The 11,129-nt window shown below is 74.4% G+C and carries 10 protein-coding genes; 4 read left to right on the top strand and 6 right to left on the bottom strand.

Annotated features, from left to right (window positions below; translation table 11 throughout):
* Nucleotides 1-80: 80 nt before the first annotated feature.
* The 5 genes from LPA27_RS18620 to LPA27_RS18600 all read right to left on the bottom strand — a co-directional run bounded on the left by LPA27_RS18620 (nucleotide 81) and on the right by LPA27_RS18600 (nucleotide 3,676).
* Complete coding sequence (locus LPA27_RS18620) at nucleotides 81-380, bottom strand: thiamine-binding protein (RefSeq protein WP_056904452.1); 300 nt, start codon at nucleotides 378-380, stop codon at nucleotides 81-83.
* Nucleotides 381-461: 81 nt separating this feature from the next.
* Complete coding sequence (locus LPA27_RS18615; RefSeq protein WP_228943443.1) at nucleotides 462-758, bottom strand: hypothetical protein; 297 nt, start codon at nucleotides 756-758, stop codon at nucleotides 462-464.
* A 237-nt stretch (nucleotides 759-995) separates the two neighbouring features.
* Complete coding sequence (locus LPA27_RS18610) at nucleotides 996-1,478, bottom strand: SigE family RNA polymerase sigma factor (RefSeq protein ID WP_228943442.1); 483 nt, start codon at nucleotides 1,476-1,478, stop codon at nucleotides 996-998.
* Nucleotides 1,465-2,832 (bottom strand): hypothetical protein, encoded by a 1,368-nt coding sequence (locus tag LPA27_RS18605; protein WP_228943440.1) that lies wholly within the window; start codon nucleotides 2,830-2,832, stop codon nucleotides 1,465-1,467. Before LPA27_RS18605 ends, LPA27_RS18610 begins: the two co-directional genes overlap by 14 nt.
* Nucleotides 2,833-2,944: 112 nt before the next feature.
* Complete coding sequence (locus LPA27_RS18600; RefSeq protein WP_228943438.1) at nucleotides 2,945-3,676, bottom strand: phosphatase PAP2 family protein; 732 nt, start codon at nucleotides 3,674-3,676, stop codon at nucleotides 2,945-2,947.
* Nucleotides 3,677-3,778: 102 nt separating this feature from the next.
* Here LPA27_RS18600 and LPA27_RS18595 point away from each other — a divergent pair, with 102 nt between their 5' ends.
* The gene (locus LPA27_RS18595) at nucleotides 3,779-5,029 is read left to right on the top strand and encodes an alpha/beta fold hydrolase (protein ID WP_228943436.1); all 1,251 of its coding nucleotides are present in this window, start codon (nucleotides 3,779-3,781) and stop codon (nucleotides 5,027-5,029) included.
* A 114-nt stretch (nucleotides 5,030-5,143) separates the two neighbouring features.
* Here LPA27_RS18595 and LPA27_RS18590 read toward each other — a convergent pair whose 3' ends face one another.
* Entirely contained in the window at nucleotides 5,144-7,990 is a 2,847-nt protein-coding gene (locus LPA27_RS18590) for an aconitate hydratase (protein ID WP_228943434.1), read from the bottom strand.
* 238 nt (nucleotides 7,991-8,228) lie between these two features.
* Between LPA27_RS18590 and LPA27_RS18585 the strand changes: the two genes are divergently transcribed.
* From LPA27_RS18585 to LPA27_RS18575, 3 genes are read left to right on the top strand one after another with little or no spacing between them, the layout of a single operon-like run.
* Nucleotides 8,229-9,035 carry an ABC transporter permease gene (locus tag LPA27_RS18585; RefSeq protein WP_056862606.1) on the top strand — a complete coding sequence of 269 codons (807 nt, stop codon included), beginning with the start codon at nucleotides 8,229-8,231 and terminating at the stop codon, nucleotides 9,033-9,035.
* Entirely contained in the window at nucleotides 9,028-9,939 is a 912-nt protein-coding gene (locus tag LPA27_RS18580; RefSeq protein ID WP_228943432.1) for an ABC transporter permease, read from the top strand. Before LPA27_RS18585 ends, LPA27_RS18580 begins: the two co-directional genes overlap by 8 nt.
* On the top strand, nucleotides 9,936-10,937 hold the full coding sequence (locus tag LPA27_RS18575) for an ABC transporter ATP-binding protein (RefSeq protein WP_228943430.1): 1,002 nt from the start codon (nucleotides 9,936-9,938) through the stop codon (nucleotides 10,935-10,937). The genes LPA27_RS18580 and LPA27_RS18575 overlap by 4 nt, the downstream gene beginning before the upstream one ends.
* The last annotated feature ends 192 nt before the right edge of the window (nucleotides 10,938-11,129 follow it).

Here is an 11,129-nt window from a genome sequence, read left to right as displayed (position 1 = left end):
GGGCGGGCCGGCCGGCGGCGGGCCCGGCGGTCCGGGGGGCGGCCCGGCCGGGGGCGGTCCCGGCGGAGGGAGGCTGCTCATCAGCCCTCGAGGATCCGCTCGACGCGCTCGACCTTGGCGCTGAGCTGGCCCTCCCACCCGGGACGGATGTCGGCCTTGAGCACGAGCCCGACGCGCGGGGAGACGGCGGCCACGACGTCGACGGCGCGCTTGACCACGGCCATCACCTCGTCCCACTCCCCCTCGATGTTGGTGAACATCGCGTTGGTCTCGCACGGCAGGCCCGACTCGCGCACGACGCGCACGGCGGCCGCGACGGCCTCCGAGACGCCGCCGGTGTCGTCACCGCTGGTGGGGGTGATGCTGAAGGCCACGATCATGGGCCCACCGTAGCCGCGCCGCCGTCCTCGACCGTGAGCACCGCCCGGGCTCGGCCCTGCCGACGGGCTCGACGGGTGGGGTCAGCAGGCGACCCTGACGACCTGCCTCTGGCCCACTCCCTGCTCGTCGACGGCGACCCACCACACGCGCACGGGGCCCTCGAGGCCGATCCCGGTGGGCGGGAGGCAGGTCGGCCGACCACCCTCGTGGAAGTCACCGCGCCGGTCGGTCCAGGCGACGTCGCGCGGCACGGAGACGGTCCACCCGTCCTCGAGCTCGCAGCTGATGGTGCCCGGCGCCGAGAGGCAGCTGACGTCCTCCTCCACGACCCGGGCGTCACGGCCCACGGCGAAGCCGAGCCCTGCCGCGACCACCACCAGCGCGCCCGTCGCGAGCAGCCGGCGTCGCGCCCAGCCCGGCGCGCGGGGCCCAGCGGCGGACCCAGCGGTCGCGGGCGGCGCCGCGGACGACGCCGCGGACGACGCTGCGGGCCGCGGGACGGACTGCGGGACGGACTGCGGGACGCCGGGGCCGGGTCTGCTCACGACGGCAGTGTGCCAGGCCGGGGCCTCGGTGACGGGCTGTTCCTCCCACCGCCCCGCCGCCGGTCCGTTTCACGGCACCGCCGGGGCCGGCAGCGCCTCGCGCAGACGGGCCAGGCCGTCACGGGCCTGGGACTTCACCGTGCCGACCGAGACACCGAGCAGCTCGGCGGTCTGGCGCTCGGTGAGGTCGTCGAAGTAGCGCAGCACCACCACGGCGCGCTGCCGCGGCGCCAGGGCCTGCAGGGCCGCCCGGAGCACCAGGGCCTGGTCGTGTCGACCGACGGGGTCGTGGCCCACCTCGGGCAGCCGGTCGGTGGACACCTCCCGCCACCGACGCCGCCGCCACCGCGAGACGTTCTCGTTGACCAGGATCCGGCGCACGTAGGGCTCCGGGTCGTCCTCGATCCTGCGCCACGCGCCGCTGGCCTTGACCAGCGCGACCTGCACGAGGTCCTCCGCGTCGTCGGCGTCACCGGTGAGCAGGTAGGCCGTGCGCAGCAGCGCCCCGCGGCGGGCCAGCACGTAGGAGGTGAAGCTGTCAGGGGCGGACACGTCGCCTCCACAGCCCCACGCCGGCCGCGCCGAGCAGCACCACGACGACGCCGAGCGCGGCGACCGCCCGCGGGTCGAAGGGGTCGGGCGGCGCGAGGACGTCGCGCTCGGGCGCCGACCAGACGCCCTGGGCGAACGAGACCTGCGCCGACGCGACCTGCAGCTCCGCGCGGCTGACCACCTCCGCCTCCCCCGTCGCGACGTCGACGGAGACGAAGGCGGTCTCGAGGTCGCTCGCCGCGAGCACGACGTGGGTCGCGTCGCGCCACCCCACGGGCGTCAGGGTCTCGGGGGCGTAGCCCTCCACCCGCAGCGGCCGCACCGTGAGCCGTCCGTCCGTCGCCGGGGTCGCCAGCACCGGCTCGGTGGGCCGGTCGGCGAACCGCCCGGTGCCGCGGGCGTAGGCGGTGGTCACGACGGTGGGGCCCTCGGGGGAGGCGAACGCCGCCCCGAGGAGCTGCCGGTCGCCCCGAAGCACCTCTCGCGCACCGGGGCCGGGGTAGCGCACCACCCTCCGCCCGGAGGTCGCCACCAGCGAGCCGCTGTCGACGGCGCCCATCCCCGGCACGTAGGCCGGACGGTCCGCGATCCCCAGGCTGATGCTGGTGCCGTTGGACAGGTCCCAGGCCGCCGCGCTCAGGAAGGAGGAGGTGCTCCCCGAGGCGCTCCCGACGTCGGTGTGGGCGAAGGTCGACCACCACAGCGTGTCGCCGGCCCAGGCCAGGCCCTCGGGCTGCAGCCCGTGCTCGCTGACCACCTCGCGCCGCCGGACCTCCCCGGTCGTCGTGTCCATCACCGCCAGGCCCGTCACCGGCGCGTCGGTGCCCGAGGCCGCGGGGTCGACGGGCGCACCCGTGATCGCACCGCCGCTGGTCCACCAGGCCAGCCACCGACCGTCCGCCGACAGCGCGGTGGCGAGGTCGCCGTGCGCGGCGTCGACGAGCGGGAGGAACGCGTACTCCCCCGTCGCCGACACCCCGACCAGCCCTGGTCGGCTGCCGAGCCAGCCGGCGTCGCTCCACGGCACGGTGGCCACGAGCGGGCCCGTCGGCGCCTCGGCGGCGGGCAGCCAGTCGTTCGGCGTGAAGAAGGTGTCGGGCAGCCGCAGCCCGCCGCCGACCCCCGGGTCGACGGCACCCGCCGGCTGGACCTCGGCGCGCCCCCGGTCCCAGGCCAGCCCGCCCAGGGCGGCCAGCAGCACCAGCACCGCCGCCACCCCCGCTGCACCCACCGCTCGGCGCCGACGGCGGTACGCCGCGCCGCGCGCCCACAGCTCGTCGGGGGCGGGGGGCGCGCCGCTCGGGTCGGCCCGGTCGGCGAGCAGGCTCATCGTCTCGCGCAGGTCGTCGCTCATGGGTGGGGGTCCTTCCTGTCCTCATCCACCCACACGTCGCGGGCCCCGGAGAAGGAGGGGCCCGGCGACGGACTTCCTCCTGCCACCGGGGCCCGCGGCTCATCGGACCCGGTCAGGAGGCCGGGCCCGGCCCGTCGGCACGAGCGGCCCCGGTCCCCGTGCGTGCCACCGGCGACGGCAGCACCGCGCGGGCGACGACGAGCAGCCACGTGCCGGCGTAGCCGACGCTGGTGACGACGTCGGTGACGTGGTGGGCGCCCTGGTAGAGCCGGGCGGCCAGCACGAGCGCCGGCACGAGGAGGATGGCCAGCGCCCACGGGCGAGCGGCGGCGGAGTAGGCGAGGGCGAGCAGGGCCAGGGCGCCGTACGCCGTGACCGCGGTGCCGACGTGGCCCGACGGGAAGCTGTGGTCGGGCACGAGCCCCGGGTCGAGGATCGGCACCGGGGGCCGGTCACGCGAGATCAGGTGGGTGCCGACGGCGTAGATCCCGCCGGTGCCGGCCACGACGAGCGCCACGAAGACCAGCGGGCGCCAGGTGCGACGCCAGGCGGCGAAGGCCAGCGCCGAGAGCGCCGCGACGGCCATGCCGACCGGGGTGTCGGCCAGCAGGGTGCCGACGTCGGCCACCTCGCCCAGCCCCGGGGTGCGCTCGTCGGCGATGCCGCGCGAGACGTCGTCGTCCCACCCGCCCACCGAGGAGGCGAGCGTGTGGGTGAGCAGCCAGCCGACGCCGAGCACCACGGCGACCAGTACCACCCAGGTCAGGACGAGGCGGCCGGCGGTGGCCAGCAGGGCCCGGGCGCGCGACGCGGGCTCGGCCGGGGTGGTCGTGGTGGAGGGCATCGGGCCAGTCTGGTGCACCCGGTGCCCGGTCACCCCGCTCCGCCGCGCCGACGCAGGCGCTCGCCCGGCACGCCGAGGTGGCGGCGGGAGCAGACTGGGCCCGTGACCCCCCAGCGCACGACCTTCCCCGACGGCACGACCACCCTCGAGCACGAGCTGGAGGTGCCGCTCGACCACGCCGACCCCTCGCGGGGCACCCTCACGGTCTTCGCCCGCGAGGTCGTCGCGCCGGGCGGGGAGCACCGGCCCCACCTGGTCTTCCTCCAGGGCGGTCCGGGCTCGGAGGCGACCCGGCCCACCTTCGGCCCCACCGCGCCCGGCTGGGTGGCGCACGCCCTGCGCCACTTCCGCGTCGTGCTGCTCGACCAGCGCGGCACCGGCCGCTCCACGCCGGTCGGCGAGCCCGCCGACCTCGGCGCCACCCCGCAGGAGCAGGCCGACCGGCTCGCGCTCTTCCGGGCCGACGCGATCGTCGCCGACGCCGAGCTGCTGCGTGCCCACCTCGGCGTGGAGCGCTGGTCGGTCCTCGGCCAGTCCTTCGGCGGCTTCTGCCTGCTGCACTACCTCAGCGTGGCGCCGGGGTCGCTGGCCGCGGGCTACTTCACCGGCGGGCTGCCGCCGGTCGCCCGCCCGGTCGACGACGTCTACGCCGCGACCTACCCCACCGTCCTGGAGCGCAACCGGCTCTTCCACGAGCGCTACCCCGCCGACCGCGACCGCGTGCGACGCGTGCACGACCTGGCCGCCGAGGGCCGCATCGTCCTGCCCGGCGGCGACCGGCTGACCCCCGCCCGCCTCCGCAACGCCGGCAGCGTGCTCGGCATGTCCTACGGCGCGGAGACGATGCACCACCTGCTCGAGCTCGACCCGCTCTCCCGCGCCTTCCGCCATGACCTGGCCCACCTCGTGCCGTGGGGCGGTCGCAACCCGCTCTACACGCTGCTCCAGGAGTCCTGCTACGCCGACGGCACCACGACGGGCTGGGCCGCGGCGCGCACCCTGCCCGAGGAGTTCCGCGCCGACCCCACGCTCTTCGTCGGCGAGCACGTCTTCCCCGAGACGATCGCCGACGACTCCGAGCTGGCGCCGCTGGCCGGGGCCGCCGACCTGCTGGCCCACCGCGCCTGGCCGCGGCTCTACGACGCCGACGCGCTGGGCGAGGTCGACGTGCCCTGCGCGGCCGCGGTCTACGCCCGTGACCCCTACGTCGACGCGACGCTGTCGCTGGAGACCGCCGCCCTGGTGCCGACGCTGAGCACCTGGGTCACCGACGAGCACGAGCACGACGGCCTGCGCACCTCCCCCGAGGTCGTCCTCGACCACCTCTTCGCGCTGGCCCCGCCGCCGGCCTGAGACACCCGCACGCGCTCGGACGCACCCGGACGCACCGGTGCCCCGGACCGCTGCTGCGGTCCGGGGCACCGGTGGTGGGGCAGGTCGGGCCGGGCCCGAACGGGCCCGGCTCGGTCAGGCCTTGAGCAGGTTGCGCAGGACGAACTGCATGATGCCGCCGTTGCGGTAGTAGTTCGCCTCACCGGGGGTGTCGATGCGCACGACGGCGTCGAACTCGACGTCGTCGTGGCCGCCACCGGTGGCGACGACCTTGACGGTCCTCGGGGTGGTGCCGTCGTTGAGGGCGGTGACGCCGGTGACCGAGAAGGTCTCCTCGCCGGTCAGGCCGAGCGACTCGGCGCTCTGGCCCTCGGGGTACTGCAGCGGCAGCACGCCCATGCCGATGAGGTTGGAGCGGTGGATGCGCTCGTAGGACTCGGCGATGACGACCTTGACGCCCAGCAGCGCGGTGCCCTTGGCCGCCCAGTCGCGCGAGGAGCCGGAGCCGTACTCCTTGCCCGACAGCACGACCAGCGGGGTGCCCTCGGCGATGTACTTCTCCGAGGCCTCGAAGACGGTGGTGACGTCGCCGGAGCCGTCGGCGGAGAAGTCGCGCGTGAAGCCGCCCTCGGTGCCGGGGGCGATCTGGTTGCGCAGGCGGATGTTGGCGAAGGTGCCGCGGATCATGACCTCGTGGTTGCCGCGGCGCGAGCCGTAGGAGTTGAACTCGCGCTGCTCGACGCCGTGCTCGGCGAGGTACCGGCCGGCCGGCGAGTCCTTCTTGATCGCACCCGCCGGGCTGATGTGGTCGGTGGTGACCGAGTCGCCGAGCTTGAGGAGCACGCGGGCGCCCTCGACGTCGGTGACCGGGGCCGGCTCGTCGGGCATGCCGTCGAAGTACGGAGGCTTGCGGACGTAGGTGGACTCGGGGTCCCAGGCGAAGGTCTTGCCCTCGGGCGTGGGCAGCGACTGCCACTGCTCGTCGCCGGCGAAGACGTCGGCGTAGTCCTTGGTGAACATCTCCGAGGTGATGGCGTCGGCGATGACGTCCTCGACCTCGGCGGCGCTGGGCCAGATGTCCTTGAGGAACACGTCGTTGCCGTCGGTGTCCTGACCCAGCGGGTCGGTGAACAGGTCGACGTCCATCGATCCGGCCAGGGCGTAGGCCACGACCAGCGGCGGGGAGGCCAGGTAGTTCATCTTGATGTCGGGGTTGATGCGACCCTCGAAGTTGCGGTTGCCCGAGAGCACCGAGACGACGGCGAGGTCGTTGTCGTTGACGGCCTGGCTGACCTCGGGGATGAGCGGGCCCGAGTTGCCGATGCAGGTCGTGCAGCCGTAGCCGACGAGGTTGAAGCCGAGCTTGTCGAGGTACGGCGTGAGGCCGGACTTCTCGTAGTAGTCCGAGACGACCTTCGAGCCGGGCGCGAGGGTGGTCTTGACCCAGGGCTTGCGCTGCAGGCCCTTCTCGACGGCCTTCTTGGCCAGCAGGGCCGCGCCGATCATCACCGAGGGGTTGGAGGTGTTGGTGCACGAGGTGATCGCGGCGATGGTGACGGCGCCGTGGTCGAGCTCGAACTGCGTGCCGTCGGCGAGCGTGACCAGGGCGGGGTTGCTCGGGCGACCGCCGTCGGCCGGGGCGGCCGAGACGTAGTCGCGCGGCGGGGCCGAGCCGTTGCCCTCGTGGGAGGGGGCGTCGGAGGCCGGGAAGGTCTCCTCGACGGTCTCGTCGTAGCCGGTGGCGCCCGCGGCGTCGTCGGGGTCGTTGTCGCCCTCGTCGACGTACTCGCTCAGCGCACCGCGGAAGGCGGTCTTGGCCGAGGTGACCTCGACGCGGTCCTGGGGGCGCTTCGGGCCGGCCAGCGACGGCACGACGGTGGAGACGTCGAGCTCGAGGCGCTCGGAGTAGCGCGGCTCGGCCGACGGGTCGTGCCACAGGCCCTGGGCCTTGGCGTAGGCCTCGACCAGCGCGAGCTGCTCCTCGGAGCGGCCGGTGAGCTTGAGGTACTTCGTGGTCTCCTCGTCGATCGGGAAGACCGCGATGGTCGAGCCGAACTCGGGGCTCATGTTGCCGATCGTGGCGCGGTTGGCCAGGGGCAGCGCGGAGACGCCGGGGCCGTAGAACTCGACGAACTTGCCGACCACGCCGTGCTTGCGCAGCATCTCGGTGATGGTGAGCACGAGGTCGGTGGCGGTCGTGCCCTCGGGCAGGTCGCCGTTGAGCTTGAAGCCGACCACGCGCGGGATGAGCATGGAGACGGGCTGGCCGAGCATGGCCGCCTCGGCCTCGATGCCGCCCACGCCCCAGCCGACGACGCCGATGCCGTTGACCATGGTGGTGTGGGAGTCGGTGCCGACGCAGGTGTCGGGGTAGGCCTGCAACTCGCCGTCGACCTCGCGGGTGAAGATCGTGCGGGCGAGGTGCTCGATGTTGACCTGGTGCACGATGCCGGTGCCCGGGGGGACGACCTTGAAGTCGTCGAAGGCGCCCTGGCCCCAGCGCAGGAACTGGTAGCGCTCGCGGTTGCGCTCGTACTCGATCTCGACGTTGCGCTCGAAGGCCTCGGGGGTGCCGAAGACGTCGGCGATCACGGAGTGGTCGATGACCATCTCGGCCGGGGCCAGGGGGTTGATCTTGCTGGCGTCGCCGCCGAGCTCGGCCATCGCCTCGCGCATCGTGGCCAGGTCGACGACGCAGGGCACGCCGGTGAAGTCCTGCATGATCACGCGCGCCGGCGTGAACTGGATCTCCTTGCTGGGGTCGGCGTCGGCGTCCCAGCCCGCGATCGCGCGGATGTCGTCGGCGGTGATGTCGGCGCCGTCCTCGGTGCGCAGGAGGTTCTCCAGCAGCACCTTGAGGCTGAAGGGCAGGCTCGCGACGTCGAGGCCCTCTCCCTCGACCGCGTCGAGGCGGAAGATCTCGTAGGACTTCCCGTCCACGTCCAGGGTGCTCTTGGCACCGAAGCTGTCCTGACTGGGCATGCGCCTTCATCTCCTCTGGTGCGACGCGTGCGCGTCGCCGTCTCTGGTTCGCCGCTGCCATCTTGCCGTCGGGACGCACCCCCTCAAAAGGAAGGCTGCCCTAACACCGAGCGACCGGTCACCGTTAGTTTGTCTTGATGTCAAGATACATCATGTCGAGCGATCGCGGTACGCCGCGCCGCGTCGGGCACCCGGGTCGATTGCGCCCCCTGGCCGGGGCGGGTAGGTTCTCGCGCTTGTGCGTGGCTCGGGGCGGACCTACTGGCGACTGCTGGTCGCCGGCTTCCGGCGCGGGTCGACCTACCGCCTGGCCGCCCTCGGCGGGCTGGTCGCCAACGCCACCTTCGGGCTGCTCAAGGTGGCCGTGCTGCTCGCCACCGTCGAGGCCGCCGGCGGCGAGCTGGCCGGCTACGACGCGGCGCAGATGAGCGCCTACATCTGGCTCTCCCAGGGTCTGCTCGGCTCGGTCAACCTGTTCGGACGCACCGACGTGGCCGAGCGGATCAAGACCGGCGACATCGCCGTCGACTTCCTGCGCCCTCTCGACGTGCAGGCCGCCACGATCACCACCGCCGTGGGCCAGGCGCTCTTCGCGCTGCTCCCCCGCGGCGTGCCCTCGGTGGTGCTCGGTGCCCTCGTGGTGGGCATGGCCACCCCCGACCACCCGGCGTCCTACGCCCTCGGCGCGCTCAGCGTGCTGCTCGGCATCGTGCTCTCGTGGGCCACGGTCTACGTCGTGGCCACCGCCGGCTTCTGGCTGGTCGACGCCCGCGGGCTCCAGGTGCTCTACATGGTGGTCTCGGGCTTCCTGGCCGGCCTCTTCGTGCCGATCTGGCTCTTCCCCTCCTGGCTGGTCGCGCTCGCCCAGGCCACCCCCTTCCCGGCGATGCTGATGTACCCCGTCGACGTGCTGTCGGGGCGCGTGGAGGGCCTCGGCGCGCTCGCGATGGTCGCCGCCCAGGTCGGGTGGCTGGCTCTCGTGCTGCTCGCGGGCCACCTCCTCACCCGCGCCGGGCGGGTCCGCCTGGAGGTGCAGGGTGGCTGAGCCGACCCGGGCCCGGCCCGCGACCGGGACCGAGTCCGAGCCCGGGCCCGGGCCCGGGACCGCACCCGCCGCGGGGACCCGCCGCGGACCGCTCGCGCGCGGGCGGCGCGCTGCTGCGCCGTACCTCGCGGTGCTGGGGTCGCGGGCGCGCTCGCAGCGCTCCTACCGCGTCGGCTTCGGCGTCGACCTGGCCAGCTCGCTCCTGGTCGGCATGGTGGAGCTGGCCGAGGTGTGGGTGCTCTTCCACAACGTCGACCGGCTCGGGGGCATCGACTTCGCGCAGGTGCTGCTGGTCTTCGGCCTCGCCGACCTCTGCTTCTCGCTGGCCGACCTCGCCTTCGGCCACTGCGACACGCTGCCGACCTACGTGCGCGCCGGCACCCTGGACGTCTTCTACCTGCGCCCCCAGCCGCTGCTGCTCCAGCTCGTCACCAGCGACCTGAGCCTGCGGCGCCTGGCCCGTGCGGCCGTCGGGCTGGCCGCCCTGGTGGCGGGGCTCGTGGTCAACGACGTGGCGTGGTCGCCGGCCACCGTCGCGCTGCTGCTCGTGGCCGTCGTCAGCGGGATCGCCACCTTCGCCGCGCTCTTCGTCACCGCGGCCGGGCTGCAGTTCTTCCTCCTCGACGGCGCCGAGCTGACCAACGCCTTCGTCTACGGCGGGCGCTACGCCGCCTCGCAGCCGGCCAGCGTGTGGTCGCGGCCGCTGGTGGTCGTCTTCGGCTTCTTCTTCCCCATGGCCTTCACCGCCTACCTGCCCGCCCTCGCCCTGCTCGACCTGCCCGGGTCGGACTGGCTCCCGGGCTGGCTGGGCTGGTGCGCACCGCTGGCCGCGGCGTGGGCCTGGGCCCTGGCCACACTGAGCTGGCGCACCGGCGTGCGCCACTACCGAGGAGGCGGCGGATGAGCGGTCCCACGACACCCGGCACCCTGCCGGGCGGCCCGGGCGAGACCGGGCCCGTGATCGAGACCCACGGGCTGACGCGGGAGTTCACGGTGCGCGACGGGCTGCGCCGCCGCCGCGTGAGGGCCGTCGACGACCTCACCGTCACCGTCGGTGCCGGGGAGGCGGTGGGCTACATCGGCGCCAACGGCGCGGGCAAGTCGACCACCATCAAGATGCTCGCCGGCATCCTCGTGCCGACCTCCGGCACGGTGCGCACCTGCGGGCTGCGTCCGGTCGAGGACCGGCGCCGCCTGGCGCGCCGCGTCGGCGTGGTCTTCGGGCAGCGCTCGCAGCTGTGGTGGGACCTCCCGGTGCGCGAGTCGTTCCAGATCCTGGCCGCGATCCACTCCCTCGACGCCGCCGCCGAGCGCGCCCGCACCGAGGAGCTGGTGGAGCGCCTGGAGATGGGCGACTTCCTCGGCACCCCGGTGCGCCAGCTCTCGCTGGGCCAGCGGATGCGCGCCGAGGTGGCCGCGGCGCTGCTGCACTCCCCCGCGCTGGTCGTGCTCGACGAGCCCACCATCGGCCTCGACGTGCTCTCCAAGCAGCGGCTGCGCGAGTTCCTGGTCGCCGAGCGCCGCACCCACGGCACGACCCTGCTGCTGACCACCCACGACATGGGCGACGTCGAGCGGCTCTGCGACCGCGTGCTGCTGGTCGACCGCGGCGCGCTGGTCTTCGACGGCGACCTGGCCGGGCTCTCGCGCACCGTCGGCGCCGAGCGGGTCATGGTCGTCGACCTCGCGGGGGCGACCCCCGACCTGACCGGCCTGCCCGACGTACGCCACCTGGGCAGCGAGGGCGGTGGCCTGCGCCAGCGGCTGTCCTTCGACCCCGACACCACCACCGCCGCGCGCGTGCTCGCCGCCGTCTCCGAGCACGCCGAGGTGCTCGACCTGTCGATCGAGGAGCCCGACGTCGAGGACGTCGTGCGCCGGGTCTACGCCGCCCGCCGCTGAGGCGGCTCGGCCGGTCAGGGAGAGGCCGACACCCGCGCCCGGCGCGGGTCGCCGAGGCAGGCGTCGCGCGGTGTTGGGCGGACGCGGGGCCGCGGCTCAGGCGCGCTCGAGCAGGGCGACGCACTCGACGTGGTGCGTCATCGGGAAGAGGTCGAAGGCGCGCAGCGAGGTGAGGTGGTAGCCGTGCTCGGC

The organism is Nocardioides sp. Leaf374, from assembly GCF_916862475.1.
GTDB classification, from domain to species: Bacteria; Actinomycetota; Actinomycetes; order Propionibacteriales; family Nocardioidaceae; genus Nocardioides; species Nocardioides kribbensis.
The sequence above is the reverse complement of the archived record's forward strand: the minus strand, read 5'-3'. Positions and strand labels throughout refer to the sequence as shown.